Source organism: Methanofervidicoccus sp. A16, from assembly GCF_003351865.1.
In the GTDB taxonomy this organism is placed as follows: domain Archaea; phylum AGJL01; class Methanococci; order Methanococcales; family Methanococcaceae; genus Methanofervidicoccus.
The window spans coordinates 131,170-157,161 of sequence record NZ_CP022242.1 but is presented as its reverse complement, the minus strand read 5'-3'; the positions used below and the strand labels follow the sequence as shown (position 1 = coordinate 157,161).

General features: G+C 36.7%; 20 protein-coding genes and 2 tRNA genes. 15 read left to right on the top strand and 7 right to left on the bottom strand.

Going from position 1 to position 25,992, the window contains the following annotated elements:
* Positions 1 to 8 precede the first annotated feature (8 nt).
* Positions 9 to 86, top strand: a tRNA-Arg gene (locus CFE53_RS00675).
* Here the strand turns inward: CFE53_RS00675 and CFE53_RS00670 are convergent.
* Positions 65 to 652 (bottom strand): AAA family ATPase, encoded by a 588-nt coding sequence (locus tag CFE53_RS00670; RefSeq protein ID WP_148119980.1) that lies wholly within the window; start codon positions 650 to 652, stop codon positions 65 to 67. The genes CFE53_RS00675 and CFE53_RS00670 overlap by 22 nt on opposite strands.
* A gap of 8 nt (positions 653 to 660) precedes the next feature.
* The gene (locus tag CFE53_RS00665; protein WP_148119979.1) at positions 661 to 861 is read right to left on the bottom strand and encodes a class III signal peptide-containing protein; all 201 of its coding nucleotides are present in this window, start codon (positions 859 to 861) and stop codon (positions 661 to 663) included.
* Between the two features lie 101 nt (positions 862 to 962).
* Between CFE53_RS00665 and rnhB the strand changes: the two genes are divergently transcribed.
* The 11 genes from rnhB to CFE53_RS00615 all read left to right on the top strand — a co-directional run bounded on the left by rnhB (position 963) and on the right by CFE53_RS00615 (position 13,306).
* The gene (gene rnhB, locus CFE53_RS00660; protein ID WP_148119978.1) at positions 963 to 1,718 is read left to right on the top strand and encodes a ribonuclease HII; all 756 of its coding nucleotides are present in this window, start codon (positions 963 to 965) and stop codon (positions 1,716 to 1,718) included.
* Positions 1,719 to 2,014: 296 nt separating this feature from the next.
* Positions 2,015 to 2,875 (top strand): tRNA (adenine-N1)-methyltransferase, encoded by an 861-nt coding sequence (locus CFE53_RS00655; RefSeq protein WP_148119977.1) that lies wholly within the window; start codon positions 2,015 to 2,017, stop codon positions 2,873 to 2,875.
* A gap of 232 nt (positions 2,876 to 3,107) precedes the next feature.
* The gene (locus CFE53_RS06850) at positions 3,108 to 3,263 is read left to right on the top strand and encodes a hypothetical protein (RefSeq protein ID WP_172456334.1); all 156 of its coding nucleotides are present in this window, start codon (positions 3,108 to 3,110) and stop codon (positions 3,261 to 3,263) included.
* A 4-nt stretch (positions 3,264 to 3,267) separates the two neighbouring features.
* Positions 3,268 to 3,777 (top strand): nicotinamide-nucleotide adenylyltransferase, encoded by a 510-nt coding sequence (locus tag CFE53_RS00650; RefSeq protein ID WP_148119976.1) that lies wholly within the window; start codon positions 3,268 to 3,270, stop codon positions 3,775 to 3,777.
* Positions 3,778 to 3,786: 9 nt separating this feature from the next.
* Positions 3,787 to 5,469, top strand: a complete 1,683-nt coding sequence (gene pheT / locus CFE53_RS00645) for a phenylalanine--tRNA ligase subunit beta (protein ID WP_148119975.1) — start codon at positions 3,787 to 3,789, stop codon at positions 5,467 to 5,469.
* A gap of 346 nt (positions 5,470 to 5,815) precedes the next feature.
* Complete coding sequence (locus tag CFE53_RS00640) at positions 5,816 to 8,827, top strand: AAA family ATPase (RefSeq protein WP_148119974.1); 3,012 nt, start codon at positions 5,816 to 5,818, stop codon at positions 8,825 to 8,827.
* Between the two features lie 49 nt (positions 8,828 to 8,876).
* Positions 8,877 to 9,281: a PIN domain-containing protein gene (locus CFE53_RS00635; protein WP_148119973.1), complete on the top strand. Its 405-nt coding sequence runs from the start codon at positions 8,877 to 8,879 to the stop codon at positions 9,279 to 9,281.
* Between the two features lie 9 nt (positions 9,282 to 9,290).
* Positions 9,291 to 10,346 carry a M42 family metallopeptidase gene (locus CFE53_RS00630; RefSeq protein WP_148119972.1) on the top strand — a complete coding sequence of 352 codons (1,056 nt, stop codon included), beginning with the start codon at positions 9,291 to 9,293 and terminating at the stop codon, positions 10,344 to 10,346.
* 548 nt (positions 10,347 to 10,894) lie between these two features.
* The gene (gene spcS, locus CFE53_RS00625) at positions 10,895 to 12,214 is read left to right on the top strand and encodes an O-phosphoseryl-tRNA(Sec) selenium transferase (protein ID WP_148119971.1); all 1,320 of its coding nucleotides are present in this window, start codon (positions 10,895 to 10,897) and stop codon (positions 12,212 to 12,214) included.
* An 8-nt stretch (positions 12,215 to 12,222) separates the two neighbouring features.
* Entirely contained in the window at positions 12,223 to 12,891 is a 669-nt protein-coding gene (gene minD, locus CFE53_RS00620) for a cell division ATPase MinD (RefSeq protein ID WP_148119970.1), read from the top strand.
* Positions 12,892 to 13,120: 229 nt separating this feature from the next.
* A complete protein-coding gene (locus CFE53_RS00615) occupies positions 13,121 to 13,306 on the top strand; it encodes a hypothetical protein (RefSeq protein WP_148119969.1) in 186 nt (61 codons plus the stop codon).
* Positions 13,307 to 13,313: 7 nt separating this feature from the next.
* On the opposite strand, the gene dph5 is transcribed toward CFE53_RS00615, so the two are convergent.
* Positions 13,314 to 14,084 (bottom strand): diphthine synthase, encoded by a 771-nt coding sequence (gene dph5, locus CFE53_RS00610; RefSeq protein WP_148119968.1) that lies wholly within the window; start codon positions 14,082 to 14,084, stop codon positions 13,314 to 13,316.
* Between the two features lie 975 nt (positions 14,085 to 15,059).
* Positions 15,060 to 15,136 (bottom strand) — tRNA-Thr (locus CFE53_RS00605).
* Positions 15,137 to 15,589: 453 nt separating this feature from the next.
* Here CFE53_RS00605 and CFE53_RS00600 point away from each other — a divergent pair.
* The 3 genes from CFE53_RS00600 to hypD all read left to right on the top strand — a co-directional run bounded on the left by CFE53_RS00600 (position 15,590) and on the right by hypD (position 20,014).
* Positions 15,590 to 16,969 carry an HD domain-containing protein gene (locus tag CFE53_RS00600; protein ID WP_148119967.1) on the top strand — a complete coding sequence of 460 codons (1,380 nt, stop codon included), beginning with the start codon at positions 15,590 to 15,592 and terminating at the stop codon, positions 16,967 to 16,969.
* 9 nt (positions 16,970 to 16,978) lie between these two features.
* Positions 16,979 to 18,739: a bifunctional N(6)-L-threonylcarbamoyladenine synthase/serine/threonine protein kinase gene (locus CFE53_RS00595; RefSeq protein WP_148119966.1), complete on the top strand. Its 1,761-nt coding sequence runs from the start codon at positions 16,979 to 16,981 to the stop codon at positions 18,737 to 18,739.
* A gap of 198 nt (positions 18,740 to 18,937) precedes the next feature.
* Positions 18,938 to 20,014: a hydrogenase formation protein HypD gene (gene hypD, locus CFE53_RS00590; RefSeq protein WP_148119965.1), complete on the top strand. Its 1,077-nt coding sequence runs from the start codon at positions 18,938 to 18,940 to the stop codon at positions 20,012 to 20,014.
* Positions 20,015 to 20,520: 506 nt separating this feature from the next.
* On the opposite strand, the gene CFE53_RS00585 is transcribed toward hypD, so the two are convergent.
* From CFE53_RS00585 to CFE53_RS00575, 3 genes are all read right to left on the bottom strand, one after another.
* Positions 20,521 to 21,819, bottom strand: a complete 1,299-nt coding sequence (locus CFE53_RS00585; protein ID WP_148119964.1) for an amidohydrolase — start codon at positions 21,817 to 21,819, stop codon at positions 20,521 to 20,523.
* A gap of 8 nt (positions 21,820 to 21,827) precedes the next feature.
* Positions 21,828 to 23,198, bottom strand: a complete 1,371-nt coding sequence (locus tag CFE53_RS00580; RefSeq protein WP_148119963.1) for a TldD/PmbA family protein — start codon at positions 23,196 to 23,198, stop codon at positions 21,828 to 21,830.
* A 223-nt stretch (positions 23,199 to 23,421) separates the two neighbouring features.
* Positions 23,422 to 25,980, bottom strand: a complete 2,559-nt coding sequence (locus CFE53_RS00575; protein ID WP_148119962.1) for an ATP-binding protein — start codon at positions 25,978 to 25,980, stop codon at positions 23,422 to 23,424.
* Positions 25,981 to 25,992: the final 12 nt, after the last annotated feature.

The window sequence follows — 25,992 nt, the reverse complement described above, 5'->3', positions numbered from 1 at the left end:
TAGAGTATGGGCCCGTAGTTTAGCCTGGATAGAATGCGGGGCTTCGGACCCCGTGGTCGAGGGTTCAAATCCCTCCGGGCCCGCCACTGTTCTCTTTTTCCCAGGAACTGATTATCTTTTTTAACACATTCTCCAAGTTCTTTAGGTAGGTGTTATAATCCTCCTCGTTGACGATCATATAATCGGCTAAGGCTATAACATTACCAAGTGTAAAGCCCAACTCCCTCATATCCCTCTCAACAAAGGCTTCCCATTCCGAGGTATCGTCCTCTCTCTTTCTCTTTTTTAACCTTTTAAATCTAGTTTTAGGGGAGGAGTGGATTGCTACAATAGTAAGAGGGTAGTGTTTTCTAAAGTAATCTACCTCGTACATACTCCTTATACCTTCTATAATAACTATATCCTCATCTTTATACTTCTCCTCTATATACTTAAGACAGAAAACTGCTATGGCCTCTTTTCCATATTTTTTTCTTAACTCTACAGCGGTATTTCCAACATTTTCAGGTGTTAATTCCAATCCTCTCTTTAACGTCTCATGGCGGACAACATCTCCCATAGAGACTACTGGAATGTTGAACTTAGGGGCTATCTCGAATACTGCACTCTTACCAGACCCTGGCATTCCTGTAATACCTATCAACTTTTTCATGTTTTCCCTTATTCCACAGTACTCAATGCATGAAGCACTGCATTAGATGTCCTATTTATAGTGTCTATAGAGGTATTTCTAATATCCATAGCAGCCTCGATCATATAATACCCTGCTACCACTGCTGCAAGGACAACGGTCATCATTAAGATACTGAACTCCAAACTTATCTGTCCCTTTTTAGAGAACAACTTTTTCAGTGATAACATTAGAACCACCAATTTTATAAATAATTATTTTTATAATAATCAGTATTAAAAATATAAAAAAATTACTTTCTTATAAAAAACAAGGAAGTGAGAGGTTTAGAATGGAGGAGAACGACACAATAATACTTGGATTAGATGAGGCTGGAAGGGGACCTGTCTTAGGTCCTATGGTGATTGCACTTGTAAAGGCCAGGGAAAGGGATCTGGAGGAGTTCAATAAGTGGGGCTTGAAAGATAGTAAAAAATTGAATAAAAACAAGAGGAATGAACTCTACAATTTAATAATAAATAAATACGAGGTTAAAACCATCGTCCTTGAGGCTAAGGATATAGATAAGATGATAAAGAGAAGTAATTTAGACAACATAGAAATTGGGATGTTCTCAAAACTGATAAATAAGGTACTTAGAGAGGAGTACAAGATAGAGAATTGGAACGACATTTACACTCACTACGATAAGAAGTTTAAGATATATATAGACGCCTGTAGCAATAACAAAAAGGTGTTCTCAAATAAGATAAAGTCTAAGTTGATAGTCTATAACAGTAATATCGAGATAATCGCTGAACATAAGGCTGATGATAAGTACAAGATCGTTTCTGCAGCATCTATTGTAGCAAAGGTTACCAGGGATAGAATAATAGACAATTACAAGAAGATATACGGAGAAATTGGAAGTGGGTACCCAAGTGATAGGGTTACTATAAACTATCTGAGAAATTACATTAAAGAACATGGAGAATTACCAGAGATAGCCAGAAAATGTTGGAAAACGTCTCAAAACATGTTGAGAAGTGTACTGAAAGATAGGGATGTATCTAAGGAGAAGAGGTATATTCAGAAGAGGTTGGTATAAGGATTTTTTACATGTTTTAGATTGGTTCTAGTTTTTATGTAAAAATTCTTCATGAAAATAATTATTACAAATAAAATAATAATAATTATAATTCATAAATATAAAAATTAAAAGTTTAATTAAAAAGTTTTATAAGGTATGCTCTATACTAAGTACTAGAATTCTGCTAGAGAATAGAATCTCGAGATTTTTAAAATGAGAGGGATACAAAGAATTTTTTATTTATTTTTATTTTTACATTTTTATAATATTATTTTTACCACATTTGTAATAATTATTTTAATAAAAACACCAACATGGTGAAAACCTTGAGGAAGAAACTTCTTGTAGATGAGAGGGGGAAAAAATATCTGCTTAAAAAGGAGGTTGAAAGGTTCGGTAACGATTTGGGAGTAGTTGATCTAAAGGATGTAAAGGAGGGAAGTGCGTTAAAGTCTCATAAGGGCCATACCTTTTACCTATTAGAACCTACTATATACGATATAGTTAAAAAGATGAAGAGGAGAGTAACTACACTATTGCCCAAGGATATAGGTATTATCATCACCTACTGCGGAATTGCAGATGGGGAGACTGTAGTAGAAGCAGGTACTGGATCTGGAGCCCTAACTATCTATCTTGCAAATGCAGTTGGGAAGAGGGGTAAGGTTATAACCTACGAGAAGAGACCTGAATTTGCCAAGGTGGCAAGGGAGAACTTGGCATCTGTTGGGTTGGTAAGAAAAGGGCAGAAGATAATAGGTCTAGATGAAGATGTTGATACCTTAAATGAAGAAGATGAAGACGAAGATGGGTTGTACAACGTTATTCAAAAGATAGGGGATGTTACACAGGGTATAGAGGAGAGGAATGTAGATGTTGTGGTGTTGGATCTGCCAGATCCCTGGAACGTTGTAGAACATGCAAAAAAGGCCCTGAATAAGGCTAAGGGTAGGATTGCCATATACGTGCCCTATATTGAACAGGCTAAGAAGAGTGTAGAATCTTTAAAAGAGCATGGTTTTATGGAGATAAGGACTGTCGAATGTTTAGTAAGGGATATAGAGATATCAGAAAAAGGTGCCAGGCCCTCTCCAAGGATGATAGGTCATACTGGGTATATAGTAATTGCCAGGGTAAAGCCTGAGGATGTTGATGGGGAATGTGAAAAGGAGTAAAATTTTCTTAGTAATAAAAATTTAGAGATACGGTGGTGTTTTTTAATTAATTTTTTTATTTTTTTGTATTATTATTTAAAAATTTGAAATAAATTTTTTATAAAAAAGAGATAAAATAGGTATTCCATACTGTGAAACATTCTAACAATAAATAGATCCCTATAACATGTTTTTAATATTATTTCAACTAGGGTTTTATTTTCCACATAAATAGTAAGGTAGAGGCGTCCCAATGGCATTGAATATAGAGGATATAAATAAATACGTAGTCATCAATTTAAAGGATTTAAAGGTCAAAGACACTAAGTGTGAATGTGGATACAGAATCTACTATGTAGGATCAAAGGTGATCTGTCCAAGGTGTAAAAGGATATTCACTCCAAGGTGAAATTTTGAGAGGGTTTTTAATAGGGAGGTGGCAACCTTTCCACAAGGGACATCTATCTATTATAGAGGAGATATCGAAGGAGGTGGATGAACTTATTATAGGGATAGGGAGTGCCCAGAAGAGTCATACACTTAACGATCCCTTTACAGCGGGAGAGAGGATAATGATGATAACTAAAACCCTTAAGAAGTACCACTTTCCATACTACGTAATCCCTATAAAGGACATAGAGTTTAACGCCATCTGGGTATCGTACGTAGAGGCTCTAACTCCTCCCTTTGATGTGGTGTACTCAGGTAATCCCTTAGTAAGGGAACTATTTATGGAGAGGGGATATACAGTTAAAAGACCTAAGTTGTACAACCGAAGTGAGTACTCTGGCAGGGAGATAAGGAGGAGGATGTTAGAGGGGGAGAGGTGGGAGCACTTAGTACCTGAGGAGGTTGTAGAGGTAATTAGGGAGATAGACGGAGTAAATAGGATAAGGAGGTTAATGGAATCTGACTACTACTAAGGTGATGTTATGCCAACTGTGAAGGTTGTAAAGAGGGATTTAGAGAAGTTAGTTAATATAAGTCTCTCAGATAGGACTGTAGAGGAGAAGTTTCCAATGATGGGCGTAGAGGTTGAAGGAATATTCGAGGAGGTTAAAGATGGTAGAAGAGAGAAGGTAATTCAATTCTCTGTAAATCCCAACAGGCCTGACTATTTAAGTGTTGAGGGACTTGCAAGGGGTTTCAGGGGCTTTATAGGTATTGAGGTAGGTATGCCAAGGTATCAGGTTTATCCATCAGATGTGGAGGTATTTGTTGAAGGTGTAAGTAGTAGGCCCTACTGTGCCTTTGCCATCGTAAAAAACCTCAATATTGACAGTTATCTCTTGGAGAGTTTAATAGATCTCCAGGAGAAACTCCACTGGACAATAGGGAGAGATAGGAAGAAGGTTGCAATAGGTATCCACGATTTAGATAAAGTATCTCCTCCCTTCTACTATAAGGAGGTATCTGGAGACGAGGTGAAGTTTGAGCCCTTGGGATGGGATAGGGAGATGACACCAAGGGAGATCTTGGAGAAACATGAGAAGGGGATAAAATACAGACATCTTATCTCTGGGGATAGGTATCCTCTAATTGTGGATAGGGATGGAAACGTCCTCTCCATGCCACCTATAATAAATGGAAACCTTACAAAGGTAACAACTGAGACGAGGAATCTACTGATAGACGTCACAGGAACTGAGATCCACAGTGTTGAAAGTACTTTAAATATTATTTTATGTGCCCTTGCAGACAGAGGAGGTAATATACACTCGGTTAAACTGAATATAAAGGGAGAGGATGGAAAATATCACTCTAAGGTGTATCCAGATCTTACTCCTCAAACCTACGAGGTTTCTGTAGATCTTGTAAATAAAAGGTTAGGATTGAACCTGAACCCGGGGGAGATAATAAACGCCTTAAGAAAAGGTAGGATGGAGGGAGAGTACAACTACGAGAGGAACAGTATAGCAGTCCAGGTACCTCCCTACAGGGTAGATATACTCCAGGAGGTGGATCTCATAGAGGAGGTTGCAATAAACTACGGATACGACAGATTCACAGGAACACTCCCAGAGGTACTTACAGTGGGAGAGAAACATCCTTTGGAGAAGAAGTTGGAGTATATTAGAAGTATCATGATAGGCCATGGTTTCTACGAGGTTGTTAATCTAACACTCTCAAATGAGGAGGTACTCTTCAAAAGGATGAATATTGAGGTAGGTGAGAGGGATTACGTGGAGGTGTTAAAACCTGCATCTATAGAGCACAGGGTTGTTAGAACCTGGATACTACCACTCCTCTTAGAAACCCTGTATATAAATAAGATAAATGAGTTGCCCCAGAGGATATTTGAGGTAGGGGATGTTGTTGTAGTAGATGGAGAGGGAAGTTGTAGAAACATTACAAAGTTAGCCTTTGTCATAACCCATCCAAGTGCAAACTTCAACGAGGTAAAGAGTTATGGGGAGAGTGTATTGAGGGAGTTAAATATTGAGTATAAACTGGAGAACTACAACCATCCATCATTTATCCCTGGGAGGTGTGCTAAGATAGTGGATTTAAGGGATAATAGAGTTATTGGATACTTTGGGGAGATACATCCTCAGGTGATACTTAACTTCCAGTTGGAGTATCCAGTTGTAGGGTTCGAGATGGAGGTTAGATAGGGGTTTAATTGGGTAATAAAAACCTCTGTTAATCCTTTTTTATTATTTTTATATTAATTTTTATAATTATCATTACAAAAAGTAAAAATTCTTTCAATTCCTCTTTTATATAATCCATAAGTATCGCCCGTTTCCCTTTAGATATCTATAAATAATGTTTACAAAATTAATTGCCAATTTCATCAACTTATATTTATTTTATCTCTCTTATTACACTCTTAATAACGTTTCTAGATATTATCCTTTTTTACATCTCTATATTAATAAGATAAAAATTATTAATAATGATTATTAAAATACTAATTATAATAAAGAGACAAACACCTATTATCTTTGGTGAAAACATATGATGTTAAAGAGTTTAACTTTGGAGAATTTCAGAAGTCATAAATACACACATTTATCTTTTAACAAAGGCATCACAACGATAATAGGTCCTAATGGGAGTGGAAAGTCCTCTATATTCGAGGCTATAAGTTTTGCACTCTATGGAACCTCAAGTTATAAAATAGAGGAGTTGATAAGGAGGGGAGCAGGGAAATTTAGAGTGGAACTTACATTTGAGTTGGATGGTACTATCTATAAGGTAGTTAGAAGTAGGAGTAAGAGGTTCTCTGGAGAGAATATAAACAAGTTATATATAAATGGTAGCCCTGATGCAAGGACTAGTAGGGAAGTTAATAAGAAAATAGAGGAGATCTTAGGTATAGATCATGACGTATTCCTAAATGCCATCTATATAAAACAGGGAGAGATTGACAGTCTTATAAACATCACACCTGCTGAGAGAAAGAAGATTGTTGGGGAGATCTTAGGTATAGATAGGTATGAGAAGGTTTGGAAGGAGATGAGAAATGCTATAAGTAAGTTTGAAAATAAGTTAGAGTATATAAAGGGGCAACTTTTGAGGAGGGAGGGTGTAGAAAAGGATATTGAGGAGATAAAAGAGGAAATAAGTAATAGAGAGATAGAATTGAGAAGGTTAGAAGATGAGCATAGGGAGATAGAGGTTATCTATCTAGAGAAGAGAAAGATCTTAGAGGAGTACAATAAAAAGGAGGAGATTTATAGGGAATTAAACGATAGGATTAGAGATATTGAGAATAATATAGCAACACTTGAAAATGAGAGGGATATCTTAAAGGGAGATCTTAGGAGCATCAGGGATCTTATGGAGGTACTTAGAGATAGAGGGGAAAACTACAGGAGATACTGTGAAATTGAGGAAGAGTTGAGAAAAGTATCTTCTGAGATAGATAGATACAGGGAGTACTATCACCGCTACAATACACTTCTGGGAGTAAAGAGGGAGTTAGAAAAGAACATAGAGGATATTAGTAGGAAAATAGAGGAGGAAGGAGTTGAAGGTATCCTGGTAGAGGATGTAGAGAAGAAGATTGAAAATATAGAGAGGAGATTGAGAGAGTTGGAGGAAATATGGGAAAAACTCTCTGAGTTGGAAAGTTTGAACAGTAGGTTAGAGGAGATAGAGAGATATAGAGAGGAGTTGGAGAGGTGTAGAGAGGGGTATTTGGAGTATAAGGAGATCGAGAAAAAATTAGAGGAGTTGGGAGTTAAAGTTGTAGAACTTGAGAAGTTGAGGGTGAAGAGAAAAAATATAGAAAGTACGATAAAGAAATTGGAAAGGGAAATCCCAGAGTTAGAGAGGGAGTTATTACCTTTAAAGGAGATAGAAGAGAAGATAAAAGAAGAAGAGGAGTTGAGAGGGAAATTAAATGAATACAGAGAAAAGTTCCAACTGTTAAATAGTGATATAACAGAGAGGAAAACTAAGATAAAGGAGTTAAAGGAGGTTATAGAGAAACTTAGTAAGGTAGGTAATAAATGTCCTCTCTGTCAGTCCGATATCGACGACTCTAAGAAGGAGAGTCTTTTAAGTAGATATAGGGAAGATCTTAAAAGGATAGAGAAAGAGTTGGAGGGACTTTACAGGGAACAGGGGAACTGTAGGAAGGAGATTAAGAATTTAGAGAGGTTATTAGAGGAGATAAGTAGTTTAAAGAACAAATACGGAAGGTTGAAGGAGAAGGAGAGAAACCTCCAGGAAAAATACCAGGAATTGGATAGGTACAGTAAGGAACTTCAGAGTGTAAATAGTGAGATAGAGAAGTATATAGATGTAGAAGAGGAAATGAAAAGGTTAATTGAAAAGAAAGAAAGGTTAGAGAAGACATATAGGAGGTATCTATCCTCCGAGGACTATCTGAAAAAAGTAAATAGGGAGGAACTACTAAGGAGGAAAGAGGAACTTTTAAAGATTGTAGGAGATTACAGTAAAGAGAGGGTAAATAAGGAGAGGGAGATTCTTAAAGGTGAGTTAAATAGATGGAGGGATATTAAGGGATGGATAGTAGATAAGGAGGAAAAGGAGAGGAGGTTAAATGAAGTTCTTAACGAGATAGAAAATATAAGAAAATACGTTGATTATTATGAGGATTTAGAGAGAAAGAAAACATCCTTAGAGAGGGAGATAGAAAGGTACAGAGAGGACTATGAGAAATATAAGAATGCCCTTGCAGTGTTGGAGAACTACTCAAAGAGGTATAACGTAGATGTCTCCAAACTGATAGAAACATTGGAGAAGAAGATTAAAGAGATAGAAGAGGAATTATCAACTCTGAGGGATAAAAGGGAGGAGTATATAAGAGAGATAGAATCTCTAAGATACGATAAGGAGCATCACTATAGAATAAAGGAAGAAGTTGAAAAGATATATAACAATTTAGTCTCGATAGAGAAGAAAATAGGGGAATGTAACGCCCGCTTAGAGGCCCTCAGGGAGAATCTACAAAATCTCCTAAAAGAGTTAGAAGATTTAAAGGAAAAGGAGAAGGAAAAAGAGAAGTTAGAGAGGTATATAAAATATCTGGAAGATATCAGAGAGAATGTATTCTCTAAGGACGGATTTCAACAGTATCTTAGAAAGAGATACATACCGCTTATACAGAGGTACACAAACGAGATATTCAGTGAGTTTGAACTACCTTACCATCACATCCAGATAAAGGATGATTACGATATCCTAGTAGACGATTTCTCTGTAAAGAGTTTAAGTGGAGGGGAACAGATAGCAGTCTCATTGGCACTACGTTTAGGTATTGCAAAGGCTCTCTGTGGCAATTTGCAGTTTATCGTATTAGATGAGCCCACCGCCTTCTTAGACGAGGATAGACGTAAGAAACTGTTAAATATATTCAAAAGTATAAAAACTATCTCCCAGATATTTATAATATCTCACCACCAGGAGTTGGAGCAGATAGCAGACAACATTATCTACGTCACTAAGATAGGAGGTATCTCTAAGGTCAAACTTCCAGATAATAGTGGAGAGTATTAGCTACGTCAAATAAGATAAGATGCATCTCTCAGATGTCCCAGGGGATAACGTGATCCTAGTGGTGCCTGACACCAACTTCTTAATATACAGTGCCAAGCATGGTATAAACATAGACTACGAGTTAGAGAGGTTGTTTAACATCTATAAGGTGGTAATACTAAGGTGTGTAAGGGAGGAGTTGGAGAAACTTAGGGATAGGTTAAGGGGTAAGGAGAGGTACTCTGTATCACTTCTCTTGTCTCTTATCAGGAGATATGATGAGGAAAATGAGGATATTCCTGGGAGATACACCGACGAGATAATAGTGAACTACGCCTTAAGATGTAGGGATGAAGGAAAAAAGGTTGTGGTATGTACAAACGACAAGGAGTTGAAGGGAAAACTCCTTGATATAGGTATCCCTGTGGTAGTTGTTAAACAGAAGAAGTACTTTGAACTACAAGGGTATATATAAGGTGATAGGATGGGAGTGTTGGAATATCTTAAAGAGTTATCCATGGCAGATGGTATCTCCGGTAGGGAGGATAATATAAGGAGTATAATGGAGAGGGAACTTAAAAAGTACTGTGAGGAGGTATTCACAGATAGATTTGGAAACCTCATAGGTAGGATGGGAAATAAAGGACCTAAACTTATGTTAGCCGCCCATATGGATGAGATCGGTTTAATGGTAAAGTACATAGATGATAAGGGATTCCTGAAGTTTGTAAAAATTGGAGGTATTAACGATCAGATGCTTCTAAATCAGAAGGTTGTAGTCCATACAAGGGATGGTAAAAGGATTATTGGAGTCTTAGGTTCAAAGCCACCTCACAAGATGAAGGAGGAGGAAAGAAACAAGATGATAAAATCTGAAGATATGTTCATAGACATTGGGGCAAAGGATAGAGAGGATGCGAAGAAGATGGGGGTGGATATTGGAGACTGGATAACCTTAAAATCAGAGTTTGACATCCTTGGAAACAATAGGGTAACATGTAAAGCTTTCGACGACAGGGTTGGTTGTGCTATCCTTTTAGAGGTTGCCAGGAGGTTAAAAGAAGAGGATCTAAAGTGTCAGGTGTACTTCGTAGGTACAGTTCAGGAGGAGGTAGGATTAAAGGGTGCTAGAACCTCTGCCTTCAAGATAAACCCAGATGTGGCAATTGCATTAGATGTAACCATCTGTGGAGATCACCCAGGGATCAGGATGGAGGATGCTCCTGTAGAGTTAGGAAAGGGCCCTGTTGCCTGTATAGTAGATGGTGCTGGAAGGGGGCTTATTGCTCACAGAGATGTATTAAGGATGATAGAGGATATCTCTAAAAGGTACAACATTCCAGTACAGTACGAGGTTGGAGAGGGAGGTACAACAGATGGGACTGCAATACACCTTACAAGGGAGGGAGTACCTACAGGAGTGATCTCTGTACCTGCTAGATATATCCATACTCCAGTTGAGGTTATAGATCTATCTGATTTAGAGAATACTGTTAATTTGATAGTTAAGTGTATTGGGGAGATTGATAAGTACTTCTAAGGGGATACTATTTTTTTCTTTTTTATTCTAAGATATTTAGAGCCAGGTTCATAATATCAAAAATAATTAAATGACTTCAGTGTATATTTGCCTTTATAAAATGCCCATAGATTATTTAAAAAAGGACGAGTTTCTTTGTTAATAAAGATTCTATATTATAAATTTAGAATCCAAAAACGTTTTGAAAGTATCTAGATTTTTTTATAATGATTTTAAAATTTTAAAATAATAATAAAAAACTTAAATTAACAAAGATAGTAAAAAAAGGTTTATAATAATTAACACATCTAATTTATTAGAATCCTATAAGCATATCCATCAGATTATTGTGAGAAATATTAACATCAATCCAATTAGATAAAGTTAGTCTAATAATAACAACCCTCATTAGAGTGGGATTTACTTTACACTCTTTTTAGTATTTAGTAGTATTTAAAAAAGACATTATCTATTTTTTGATTTTAGTAATTTTTTACCTTCTTTTTTATATTTTAATTTTATAAATTTTATAATAATTCTCTAAATCCATACCTCCAAAGAGTGAAACTATGTTCCGAATGAATGTAAGTGGACTAATCCCTAAGAATATGGAAGATAGAGGATTGTTAATATTGAAGGACAACCTTAAGTATATCGAGGACATCTTAGATCATCGAAAGATCCCAAAAGAAGGACTACCTGAAGACCAGATAAGATTACTTTTAAAATTTCTCTCACTTATGGACACCGACAAGGATCCAAAGGTTATAAGGGTTGGGGAGAGGGAAGGTAGATGCGCCTCGAAGATCCAGGAGGAGTTGGTCTCTGGATTCTGCCATGGAATAGGTAGAAGTGGTAATCTTATAGATCCTCAGCCTAAGGCACCAGGTGCAAGTGCAATGTACAACTTAACTAACAGTATATTAACAAGTTTCCTAAGGAATCTTGGTTTAAAGGTTCATGGAATAGGGCTACCAGTGGCGACGGGACTCTCCCTCTCCCTCTGTCTAAATGCTGTAAGAAGGATGTATAACTCCAACGTGGTAATATATCCCTACGCCGCCCATAAGAGCCCAATAAAGGGGATTTACCTTGCAGGGTTTAGGATGAGGTTGGTGGAGACTAAACTTTACGGGGATGCCCTTAAGGTGGATGTAGAAGATATCGAGGATGCTATAGTACATGAGATAGAGGCAGGCAACAATCCCTGTGTATTGAGTACCTTAACATTTTTTCCACCGAGAGAGGGTGACGATATAGAAGAGATAGGAAAGATCTGTGAGGAGTACAACATACCTCATATTGTAAACGGCGCCTATGCACTTCAGAGTAGGTACTACATAGAGAGATTAAGAAAGGCATTTAAGTATCGTGTAGATGCTGTAGTAAGTTCATCAGATAAGAACCTACTAACTCCTATAGGTGGAGGTATTGTATATTCAAAGGATAGGGATTTTTTAAGGGAGATATCTCTCAGTTATCCAGGTAGGGCCTGTGCAACTCCTGTTGTAAATATACTCATCTCTCTACTATCCTTAGGAATGAGAAGGTATCTAGACTTGATGGAGGAGCAGAGAAAATGTAGAGATCTCCTAGAAGAACTCTTAAATAGACTAGTTGAAAAAACAGGGGGTAAAGTTTTAAATATCAATAACCCCATATCCCTCTCTGTAACCGTCGATTCAGATCCTGTTGAGATTGCAGGAAAACTTTACAATTTAAGAGTCACTGGTCCAAGGGGTGTAAGATCCACAGACAAGTTTGGTACCTGTTATTTGAATAAATATCCCTACGATTACATTGTTATAAATGCCGCTATTGGTGTGAAATCTGAGGATATAATCACCGTAGTTGAAAAATTAGAAGACCTCTTATTGAAAGGACAGTAGGTGGAAAGATGGCAATATCTATTGCTATAGCGTCAGGTAAAGGTGGTACAGGTAAAACTACTATTGCAGCAAATTTAGCTGTGGCATTAGCTAAATTTAGAAAGGATGTTATAGTGTTAGATGCAGACATTGCAATGGCTAATTTAGAGTTGGTATTGGGAGTTGAGGGAAAGGGTAAAACATTAAATGACGTTCTTGCAGGAAGGGCCAGTATAGAGGAGGCAATATATGAAGGACCAGCAGGGGTAAAGGTTGTACCTGCAGGTATATCTTTAGATGCATTTAGAAAGGCACGACCAGAGAAATTAGAGGAGGTACTAAGGAAACTACATGAAATGGCTGAGATTATTATCATAGATTGTCCTGCGGGGATTGGAAAGGAGGCGTTAACGGCGATATCTGCTGCAGAACATCTAATACTGGTAGTTAATCCAGAGATATCCTCTATCTCCGATGCATTGAAGGTTATAGCCATTGCCAGAAAATTAGATACGAATGTATTGGGCGCTATAATAAACAGAACTATGAAAGAAGATTCAGAACTAAGTTCAAAGGCTATAGCAACTATTTTAGAGGTCCCAGTATTGGGAGTAGTTCCTGAAGATCCCAACGTAAGGAAATGTGCTGCATGTAATATTATTTATAAAAGTGATTCAATTAAAGATAGAGTTAGATAACGTTAAGCAATCTACCAGGTTAACTAGAGAGGAGTTGGAGAAGATCAATGAGAGGTTGAGGAGACTTAAAACATTGCAGTAATGGATTATAATAGTTATAACAATTATTATAATATTTACATTTAGTATTTTCTTATATATCTATCTCATACTATATTTGTAATAACTTTTCAATTAAAAAGGAGTTGGATCAACTTAAACAGTCTTTAAAATTTTAAATGGGGAGAAAATGACATCCTACAATATGCTAGCTATAGTAATAGCTACTGTCAGTCTTCTCCTAAATGTCATACTATTTATAAAAGTAATCCAGTTAAAGAAAGAGTTAGATCATGTTAAACAATCTACCAGACTAACTAGAGAGGAATTAGAGAAGATCAATGAGAGGTTGAGGAGACTTAAAACGTTGCAATAAATAGGGATTATGGGATATTTTCACATAGATACTTTAAGGCCTCCTCCTCCATAAAGTGCAACTTTCCAGGTATGATAATAGAGTGAAGGGGAGGTCCAAAGTCGTAATCAATAAGATCCCCGATCTTACCGTATACAATTTTTGGTTTTAAACTCCCTGCCCTGGCAAGTACTACAACCTTAGTATCCCTACTTAAAATATTCTCCCTTTTTCTATCCTCTAACTCAAGTAGGATCTTAAGGCCCTCGTTGGCACTCATAAATCTATTTTTATCAGTTTGAATATCTAGGAGACAGAGTGTATGTAATCCCATCTTCAGGTTGTCCCTTATTATGTTGTAAGGAGTCTCTGGAAAGTAGTTAGGTTCAGGGAAAACTATTGAGGCAGTTCTTCCAAATTTGTATATCTGTAATCCTGTAATTCCTACTGCAGAGTATATAGAAGGGGCGTTAATAACCCTTACATCTATACCTCTCTTTTTAGCCTCTATAACAAGATCTATATGGGTCGTAGCCACCATAGGATCTCCCGCTGTTAGGAACATAACTACTTTATCCCTACTCTCCTCAATTAGTTTATTTCCTCTATACTCTACATCCTCTCTACTTAGGAGTATTATCTTTTTTCCAAGGACTTCCTCTATTTTATCTAAAGTTGTACCAGTTAAAACAGCAGTGTAAAACTCTGCATATATCTTATCTGCCTTCTTGGCGTATTCTAGGGTTTTTAGAGTCATATCTTTCTCGTCGTAAAGTCCCAAACCTGCAAGTATCAGCATAATATAATCCCTCTTTATTGTTTTAACATTAAAAATAATAAATAAGGTTTGGTTAGTTTGTTCCCTGGTATGTATTTATTTTTAAGTAAAATATGGGTTATGTATATATTTTGAACTTATAGAGAAGGATAAAAATAAAGATAAAATAATCTTTAATCCCCTATTAAAAATTTCGATAAAAATAATAATTATTAAAATATAAAGATATAAAAAGAAGATTGTTGTAAAGATAAAAAATTCCTTATTTATATTAAAAATAATATTTTTATTTTGAATAAATGTAATGTTGAAATTATAAACAAAAAGATATTTTCTACCTACTTTCGGACATTGAAAGAAATATCCTAAGAGGTTAAATATTATTTAATAGTTTTACCTTTTTTATTTTAATATATTAACCTTAGTTCCCATCTAAGTAGTGATTAAAAGAACAGTGAAAAAATGAAAAATAATAATAATTGTTATAATAAAAATCATGATTAAAATAATCAGTATAAAACTATATAAAAACTATTGAATATCCTAAGTTCTTTCTGAACTCATAGGTAAGATAGGAGATCTTACTCTGAATCCCTGTATTAGAGAGCATTCAGAGGATCATTCTTCTTCAATCTTCTTTTTAAATTTTTTGTATCTAGGATAATAGAAGTTTTATTTTAAAATCTTTTCTTATTTTTTATTTTTATAATTATCCTTATTATTTTTTTAAAATTATTTTTTTAAACTATATTCTTTTGATGGGAATTAGGGTAAATATTATTATTTTTTATCCAGGATTTTTATTAGTTTTTTAATTATTATTTTAATAGGAATTAAGGGATATTAAAAATTAAAAAAGTTAAAAACAAATTAAAAAGGCTAATAAAATTCTAATTTAGACTAAAAATAAAAACAAAGTTTTACTTTTTACGATTTATTTTTTAATCAACACAACCATATATTTAAATAACTCAATATTACAAAATAAATAAAAAATGGAGCCTTGGGCGGGATTTGAACCCGCGACCTTCTGCTTACCAAGCAGACGCTCTGCCAGGCTGAGCCACCAAGGCACGATACCGATATCTATAGATTCACAATCAGGTATATATACTTTTCGGTTATGTAGGATCCAACAAAAGATCATCAACCCAATACACTAAGGTTTTATACTAAACAAAATTTTTTAAACTAACAACAACCATGGAAAACATCAATAAAATAATAATTAGAATTAGAGTAATTAGAGTAAAAAATAGTAAAAGAGCAATAAACTCTTAAAAAGAAGAATTATCAGAGATCCTACCTTACTCCCTCAGTACCCACTGTTAATCTAGGATAATAACCCATTTTATTTTTTTATTTTCATTTTTTTGATTTTAATTATTCTTATTATAATTATTATTTTTTATTGTAGTGCTCTATCGTTGCTATTTAGTAATTATTTTTTCATGACTATAAAAAGTGATAGTTGTTAGACACATCCCAGTTATGTATTTATATATTAAAATATCAAACTACTTAATATGAGTGGAGACAAAATTATTCGGGATCCTATTTACTACGATATACATATCAGAGATAGCGAAATATCTATAATAGACACTCCAGAGTTTCAAAGACTGAGGAATATAAAGCAGACAGGCCTTACCTATATGGTTTATCCCAGTGCAACCCATACCCGTTTTGAACACTCCATAGGTGCCATGCATATTGCTGGAGAGGTATCGAAAGGCTTAGAAGGGGTGGATTGTAATCTCATAAGGATAGCAGCATTACTTCACGATATAGGTCATCCTCCCTTTTCCCACTCTCTAGAGATTAGGGGCTACAACCATGAATATTATACCAGGAAGATAGTAAAGAAAATGGAGATCGAAAATTACTCTCCAAAGGAGGTTATAGATGTACTACAGTATAAGGGACCTGAGGGATCCTTAATAGGTGGGGATATAGATATAGATAGAATAGACTACCTCCTAAGGGATAGTTATCACACTGGAGTGGCGTACGGGTCTATAGACTACAATAGATTAATAAGGTGCATTGTACTATTTGAGGACAACAAACCTAAGTTAGGTATATTAGAGAAGGGAGTAGTTGCAGGTGAATCCCTTCTTATCGCTAGATATCAGATGTACTCCTCTGTATATATGCATCCAACTTCCAGGATCTCTGAAACTATGTTAAAGAATGCTGTCATCCACGGGATAGAAGAGGGACTATTTGATGTGAAAGATCTCTCAAGGATGGACGATATAGACTTAATAAGTACACTGAGAAACTCCGAGGGGGAGGGTAATAAACTAATTAAAATGCTTGACAGAAGGAAGTTATTTAAGAATGTGCTTACAGTTAAATACAGCGAACTGTCTCCCTATGAGAAGTGGATACTGATAAACCTAAGGGAAGAGGAGATCAGATATATAGAGGAAGAACTCTCAGAAAAATTTGGTACAACTGTATTTCTAGATATACCTCCTTATCCCAAGATAAGTGAGCACCGTATTACAGTACTTGCAGGTGAGAGAAGATACAGATTAGATGAGATATCGCCCCTTGCAAAGAATTTAAAATGGGCCTATATGAAATCCTGGGATGTTAGGTTGTACGGTCCTCCAGATAGATATAAGGAGTTGAGGGAAAAGATAGATAGTACCCAGTTGAAAGAAATACTCCTACAATTCAGAGATAGGTATATGGAGAGTCCCATCTTAGATATTCTGAGGAAAGAGGATAGAATAAGAGGTAGAGGAAAACTGTTAAGTATTGTAAAGGGGAGGGGTTTATCAGAGTCGGAGATTTTAAATGAACTACAAAAGTTGATATTCTCAGGTTTAATAAGGGAAGAAGTTGTAAAGGTTAGGGGAATATATAGGTATGACTACTCTGCATTGGAGGGCTAAGGTGATAGGATGATAGTTCTAGGACTGGAGGGTACCGCTGAAAAAACTGGAGTGGGGGTTATAGATTCAGAGGGTAATATACTCTTCAACAAAACTGTAATGTATAAGCCACCTGTACAGGGCATAAATCCAAGGGAAGCTGCAGATCACCATGCAGAAACCTTTCCAAAGTTGATTAAGGAGGCATTTGAGCATGTACCTAAGGAGGAGATAGATCTAGTGGCATTCTCCCAGGGACCAGGATTAGGCCCAAGTCTAAGGGTTACTGCAACTGCTGCAAGGACCTTGGCACTTTCACTGAAGAAACCTATAATAGGTGTCAACCACTGTATAGCACATGTTGAGATTGGAAAGTTGGTGACAGATGCTGAAGATCCCTTAACACTCTATGTAAGTGGTGGAAATACCCAGATACTGGCATACGTTGGAGGTAGGTATAGGATATTTGGGGAAACCTTGGATATTGCCATAGGTAACTGTCTCGATCAGTTTGCAAGGAATTGTGATCTTCCACATCCAGGGGGACCCTACGTGGAGAAACTTGCCAAGGAAGGTAGTAAGTTGTTGGATCTGCCCTATACTATCAAAGGGATGGATATAACATTTTCAGGGCTACTAACTGCGGCTATAAAGAGATATGAACAGGGGGAGAGACTGGAAGATGTATGTTTCTCCCTTCAGGAGGTGGCATTTTCCATGCTAACGGAGATCACAGAGAGGGCGCTGGCACATACAGATAAGGGGGAGGTAATGCTAGTAGGAGGGGTGGCAGTAAATAACAGACTTAGAGAGATGTTAAGGGATATGTGTGAGGAGCAGGGGGTGGATTTCTACGTACCTAGGAGGGATCTCTGTGGTGATAACGGGGTAATGATAGCCTACCTGGGACTGTTGATGTACCTCAGTGGTAGGAGGATGTCCATAGAGGAGACAAAACCTATTCCTAACTACAGAAGTGATACTGTAGAGGTAACCTGGATAGATGAGGAGGAGTACAGTAGGGGGGGAAAGAGAAGAAGAATACCAGAGCATCTCATAGGAAAAGGGGCAGAGGCTGATATAAGGAGGACCTCCTATCTAGGTTGGGAGTGTGTTGTAAAGGAGAGGATTAAAAAGAGATATAGGTTGGAGGAGTTAGATAGAACTATAAGGTTGAGGAGGACTGTAAGGGAGGGGAGATTCTTATATCTCATTAAAGATTACGGTATATTATCTCCCTATATATTTGATGTAGATAAGAAGAATTATACCTTAACTATGAGTTATATCCCTGGAAACCTTGCAAAGGATGAGATAGAGAGGGGCAATTGGGACTGTTGCTATAACATTGGTATTATAGTTGGAAAACTTCACGAGAGAGATATAGTACATAACGACCTTACAACCTCTAACTTTATAGTTGTAAAGGAGGGTGATATAGATGACAGTAGGGAAGTTGTTGAGAGTTATAAAGACGATAGGGTTTATAGTAGTTGTACTCAAGGGACTCTGGAAGGTGTTAAGGACAGTGAGAACGATCTTAAAATTGATAGGGAACTTCTCGAAAAGAATAAGGTCTATATTATAGACTTTGGGTTGGGCAAGTTTTCAAGTATGTTGGAGGATAAGGCTATCGATCTTATAGTTTTGAAGAAGTCTATTATGAGTACTCATTACAGGGTGTTTAATGAGGTGTGGAATAGGATATTAGAGGGTTATAAGGTGTATAGGGAGTGGAAGAGGGTAGTTGATTATATGGGCGAGGTAGAGAAGAGAAGGAGATATTGTTAAAGATAGAAGAGCTAATTCATATCTCTTTTCAGTACTCAGAAATATTTTAAAGGAGAATTTTTCTTTTTCATCCATATTTAATTATTTATTATTATAATAATAATTATAATAATTTTTATCAGAATTTTTAATAGGTTAAGATTAATTTATATAAAAACACTTCAGAACTAACTATATAAAAGTATTTCCAGTGAAAGGATGATAAATATCAACGATAGAAGAGTCATAAAAAGATCCATTGAAGTAATAAAAAAACTTTCCAGTAAATTAGATAGTATTAAAATAATGCACCTCTGTGGATCCCATGAGCATGTTATATGTAGATACGGGATAAGGGAAGTCCTACCTGAAAATATAACTGTTATCCCAGGTCCAGGATGTCCAGTGTGTGTAACTACTCAAAAAGAGATAGACACCGCCATATATCTTGCTGAAGAGGGCTATACAGTGGCAACATTGGGGGATATGTACAGGGTGCCAGGGAGCAAAAAATCCCTTATGGAACTACAATCTGAGGGTGCAGATATAAGGATAGTCTATGGGATAGGGGATGCAGTGAAGATTGCAGAGAAGGAGGGAGAGAAGGTAGTATTCATAGCAATTGGATTTGAAACCACTGCACCAACTACTGCCGCCGAAGTTGTCAGTGTTAGATCGAGGGGGATAGACAACTTCTACATATTAAACTGTCATAGGCAGATACCTCCAGTTGTAGAGTTCCTACTGGAGGAGGGGAGTAATATTCAAGGTTTCATATGTCCAGGTCATGTATCTACCATTACAGGGCTAAAACCTTATCATGAACTCTGTAGGAGATATAAAGTCCCTATGGTGGTGGCAGGTTTTGAGCCTGTGGATGTTTTAGTATCTATAGTGATGATATTGAGGCAGATACTGAACAACAGTTATAAAGTGGAAAACGAATACAGAAGGGCTGTTAGGGAGGAGGGAAACCCCATCGCCCAGAGGTTGATAAATGAGGTATTTGAGCCTTCAGATGTGCCCTGGAGGGGCTTTCCAGTAATAAAAAATGGGGGGTTAAAACTTAGGGAGAAGTACAGGGATCTCGATATATACTGCCATGAGGATATACCTGAGATGGAGGAGGTAGTAAACAGTAACTGCATATGTGGGGAGATACTTAGAGGTGAGAAGTTACCTACTGATTGTAAGTTGTTTGGGAAGTACTGTACTCCCCTTAATCCTGTTGGAAGTTGTATGGTCTCCGAGGAGGGCACCTGTTATATATTTTATAAGTATAGAGGGTTTATTTAAGGTTGAAGTGTATCATAAAAAAATAATATTATAAACCATAGTTTCCCATCAAAAAGGATAGTTTAAAAAAATAATGAAAATAATTATAAAAAATAATAAAATAAAGAAAAGATTTTAAAAAACAGAAAATTCTACTATCCTAGATACAAAAAATTTTAAAAATAATATTGAAGGAGAATGATCCTCTGTATATTTTTTAATACAGGGATTCAGAGTAGGATTTTCTATCTTAACTAAGTGATCAGAAAGATCCTAGAATGTTTAATAGTTTTTATTTTTATATAGATTTTATATTGATTATTTTTTATTATTCTTTTAATCACTACTGATGGGAACTAAGGTTATTATAATAAAAATAAAATTAAAAAGAGAGTAAAAATCCTAAAAAAATCAATAATATCTCTTATGTAGTTCCATAAATAAAAAAGAGATAAAAATAAGAATTTACTTTTTTATATATTTTTTCATTATTTATTTTATAATTTTAATTATTCTTTTTATAAAAATTATTTTTTAATATCTACGTTCTCAACCAACTTACTATAGGCCCTCTCTGCCATCTCATAAACCTTATACTCATCAATATTAACCATCCTCCTATCCCTTAGAACCACATTTCCATCTATTAAAACAGTATCTACAACTCCGTTGAAGGCATAGACTAGATGGGACTTTAAGTTTTCATTTGGTATCAGGTAGGGTTTCTTGAGATCTACAAGTACTATATCTGCCAAGTATCCCTCCTTCAGTACCCCAACCTCTAAGTTTAAAGCCTTACCTCCATTTAACGTGGCGAAGTTAAAGGAAACCTCTCCAGGTACTGATGTGGGATCCAAGGACACTCCCTTATGGATAAGAGATGCCATCTTTATCTCTTCAAAGAGGTTTAAGTTGTTATTACTACCACAGCCGTCTGTTCCCAGGGTTATAAGGATATTCCTCTCCAGGAGTTTTGGAATAGGTGCAATACCTGAACCTAACTTCAAATTACTTATAGGGTTGTGGGATACTACAACACCTTTTTTCTCTATAATATCTATCTCCCTATCTGATAGATGGACACAGTGGGCTGCAACTACCCTAACCCCCTCAAAGAACCCTATGGAGTTAAGGTATTCAAAGGGCCTCATTCCAGTTTTTTCCTTTACTATTTTTATCTCATCTAAGGTCTCATTCATGTGTATATGTACAGGGATATTGTACTCCCTTGCCATCTCATGTGATAATGTTAAAAGTTCCTTGGAGCATGTGTATGGTGCATGGGGTCCTATGGCAGGTTTTATCCTCGGGTTGTCCATCTTTATTATCTTTTTCACTGTTTTTTCACAGTTCTTTATCTCCTTCTCCCTCTTCTCCTCGTCGAATAGATCTATCATCCCGTAAGAGAGGACAGCCCTTATACCACTTTCAAGTACTCCCTTTACTATACCATCTAAGTAGAAGTACATGTCGTTGAATGTAGTTGTACCACTCTTTATCATCTCTACAGTTCCAAGGAGGGTACCTATATAGACTAACTCCTCATTTAACTTAGATTCCATCTTCCAGATGTAGTTGTTCAACCACTCCATAAGGGGAATATCGTCTGCAACTCCTCGGAAGAGTGTCATAGGTATGTGGGTGTGAGTATTTACAAGTCCAGGAATTGCCACCATATTTCTTCCATCTATTATCTCTACATCTCTTTTATCTATACCCTCTTTCTCCAGTAGGTTTCTTCCTATTCTCTTTATCCTGTTTCCCTCTACAAGTATATCCCAGTTGCCATTACCCTCCAGTAGTCTTACATCCCTTATAAGTATCATCCTATCCCTCAACTGATTATCGTTTTAGTTCTTATACTACCTCCTCCATCTCCCACTGGCACACTCTGTCCATTTTTACCACAGTATCCTACACTTAGTTTAAACTCCTCTGTAACACCATCTACGTTGTGAAGTATCTCCATTATCTCTCCACTGAGGCCTGCATCCCTTAATGGTGTTGTAAGTTCTCCCTTTTCAATTAAAAATGCCTCAACTGCGTTGAATTGGAAGAGTCCTTTACCTGTATCTACCTGTCCTCCACGGGAGCCCCTTAGGAAGATGCCGTTTTTTGTATCCTCTATCAACTCCTGGAAGTCCCAATCCCCCGGTTTAATATATGTATTACTCATTCTAACTAAGGGTTTATTTAAGCCCTCTGCCCTCCCATTCCCTGTCACCTCCATATCCAACCGCCCTGCAGTCTCCCTGGTATGGAGATAACTTTTTAATATACCTTCCTCTATTATAACAGTCTCCCTACCTTTAACACCTTCACTGTCGTATTTATAGTATCCAAAGGCGTTCTCTATAAGGGGGTTGTCTATGACAGTCACGTAATCACTACCGACTCTCTCACCTATCTTATCCTTGAATACACTGTCGTTCTGTAGTACTAAGTCGGCCTCTGAGGCATGGCCCACAGCCTCGTGGATAAAGACTCCTGCAAGTTCAGGATCTAACACTACTTTAAACTCTCCCTTAGGACAAGGTTTCGCCCTAAGTAATCTTATAGCCCTCTCTCTGGTACTTTTGGATAACTCCTCTACATCACCCTCCTTTACAACCTCGAAACCGTAACCTCCAATACGTTCTGAGGCGTACTGTATATTGGAGTTATCCTTTGCAACTGCAGTTATCCTCATAAGTACCCTACTAACCTCCTTCCTTATTAAGGCACCTTCACTACTTATAAATAGGGAGTTTCCCAGGACATCAGAGTAAAGTACCGAGGTACTTACTATCTTTCCCTCTTTATCTAACATATTTTTATGAGCCTCTATAATATACTCCTTCTTCTCCTCTATATCTACATCCTTAGGGTTTATCTTTCCTACAGATTCCACATGATCCCTATAAACCTTCACATCCTTAAGTATTACAGTCTTCTTGGAGTTCTCGTTGGAGAGTTTAGCCATCTTGTAGGCTCGCTCTAAAAGTGTTTTAATCTCTTCAAAGTCTGTCCTGTAGGAACTTCCATACCCCCATCCATTCTTGTATAACACCCTAACTGCAACACCAGAGGTGGTACCTGAGGATATCTCTTCTATACTTCCATCCTTCAGTATGATGTTGTTGGATCTACTTTTTATCACCCTTATATCCCAGTAGGCGTCTATAGATAGACTCTCAAGTTTTTCCAGGCAGTATTCTAATTCCATTTTATCACCATAAATTAAAAAATTAAAAATAATTATTTTAAAAATTATTAATATAACAAAATAAAAAAATAATTATTAAACTTAAGTAAATAAATACAGTTAAAAAGTAAACGTTATTGTATCCCTCTCCAACATCTTGAACATTAGAGAAGTGTGGTAAAGTTCTGTTAATTCTTTAATTTTTTCTATTTTTATTATTTTTTACTTTTGTTATAGTTTATTCTTATTTTTTATCAATCGGGATGTTATACTGTTTAAGTGCTTCTACGATAGCATTTTCATATTCTGCTTTACTTATTTCCCCATCCTTTGCCTTGATGGTGACCTCTATCTCACAGTTTTTAAATTTACCTGTTAGATATTTGACTATACGGGGTATGATAAGTATCTTTTCAGGTTCAGGTGGGATTTTAAGTTTCAATGTTATATTTCTATATTTATCTTCTTCTACTTTCTCTTCTACTTTTACCGTAGGTGAATGTTCTACCTTTTGAATACTTTTCTCTACATCCTTTGTCGAATGTTTTTCTGGGAGTTTTTCCCCCTTCTTCTCTTCTATTTTCTCCTCCTTTATACATAGTTCAGGTTTTATTATTATCTCATCGTCAGATAGTTGGACATCTGGGGTTTCTCCAATTGTGATAACTTCTATCTCTCCATCTATTAACTTCCCATATCCAAATATTCCCTCTTTTACACCTTTCTTTATGGATTCTATGAAACCTTCCTTAGATGCTATCCTTGGATTTCCTGGGATCTTTAAAAATGAATCGTAGAGTTTTTTTATCTCTAAATAGTCCCTATCCTTGAGATAGTTATCCTTTATTATTACAGGGGATATTTTCTCCAGGATCTCCCCTTCAGATTTCAACTCCTCATAAACTACATTGTCCAATTTACGTTTTGAGGCTGGATGGGGGTGTCCCAGATCTACTACCTTGAACCCATCCCTAGTTGGAAGGAGTATCTTTCTGTAGAAGTATCTCAGTTCCGAATACAGGAGGTTTTTGATATCTTTAAATTTCTTCTTTACCTCTTCCCTCTGTAATTGTGTCAGTTCATCCATTTTCTTTTCTCTTATTCCCTTTAGAGCCAGATATCTCCTTATAGCCCTCTGGAAGTTTCTTCTGTAATCCTCCTCTGGACATAAGAATATAAGGGTGTTCTTGTATATCCTTGGATTTTCTCCACACTTCTCTACGAACTCCCTCTCTACATTACCACTCTTCATTATAAGGAGTTTTAGGTTGGTATCGTCTGGTATCTCCCTTGGAAACTTTGGATGTATAAATACCTTAAACTTAGGTTTATCTGAGATGTAATTTTCTAACAGTTTAAATTCCTCCTCGTATAACTCCTCCATAGATATGTTGTCCTCGAAGTTCAGGATTATCTTGTTTAGGTTAGGCTGTGTTAAGAAGTAGAGGTCCTCATCTGATAGGTAGAAGAGTTTTTCCCTAAGGCTGGCAAGTACTGTATCTATTACACTCGTTGGGAATATTGGAAGGGAGGCGTAGAGTTTTAACTCCTTCATCGTTATTCCCCTCTCCCCCCTTCCAGAGAATGAGGTCATAAATATAGTGGTGGCTACAACTGTTCCAAGTTTGTAGGGGATATAGGCACTCCCTAAATTTCTATCTACCTTCTTCGCTCCAGATTCTTCGGAGGTTATATCACTGTATATTATACTGTCCCACTGGTTGCCGATATGTTTTATCAACTCCCTCCTTATCTCCTCGTTACTTAGATCGAAGTCTCCAAGTCTTATAAATGGTACCCCTTTGTCTAACATATCGTAGATAACTAGGGATAGGAGTCTTAGGACGCCCCTTGTCCTCTGGAAACTTGGGAAAGATCCCCATCTCTTGTAAAGTATCTCTATTACCTCTGGTTTAAAGGGATAACTCTCTAAGAACTTCTCTCTATAGTGGGTAGCCTCCTCCTTGGAGAGGATTCCCTCATTTTCTATGTAATCTACAAAGTCATCTACAATTTTCTTAGCCTCCTCCCTGTCGATTTTGCTAAAGAGTCTCTTTATCACTACATGGACGATGTCATCATCACTTACTGGCGTATATATTCTTTCGGTCCTTCCTACAATCCTCTGAAGTCTGTTAAGTGCTATCTCTGCATATTCATCGTACTGTTCTAAATTACTTGATGGGAGTGTTAAAACTAACATAGTGTTTCCAAGGGCAGATACTGCTTCAGTTAACTCCTGGATAAAGGCGTATGTCTGAGAGGCTAAATTTGAATCTCCAACCCTTACTCCTGCAGCCTTCGTTACATACTCCAAGAGTTCATCTATCAGTATCAGTACCGGTGCATTTTCTGAAAGGATTTTAATAAGTTTCTCCTTCCCTGGGGAGGTGTTTCCCTTGGTTATCTCAACTTTCCCTGTCAGTTGTCTCTCTAACTCCTCCCATATCCTCGTCTCCTTTGCATCGAAGTTTGTACCTTCAAATACTACAACATTGGCTCCCCACTCTTTTGCCTTGTGGTAGAGTGCAATTAATGTATGGGTCTTACCCCCTCCAAAGGGCGTATGTAGTTGGATAACTGCATCCCCTCCCCTTCCCTTAAGTCTCGATTCTGCAACTTCTAAGATATTTTTTAAACCCTTTGTGATGTGGGTCTTTCTAAAGAAGACATCTGGATCTTGGTAGTCCCTCGGTGCCGTACCTTTTACCACCTGCCAGAGATCGGCAGCGAAGATATCCATCGTTAGCCTTCCTTCCCTTATATCCTCATGGGGTATGGCTATCTGATTGAATGCCTTCATATTAAACACCTT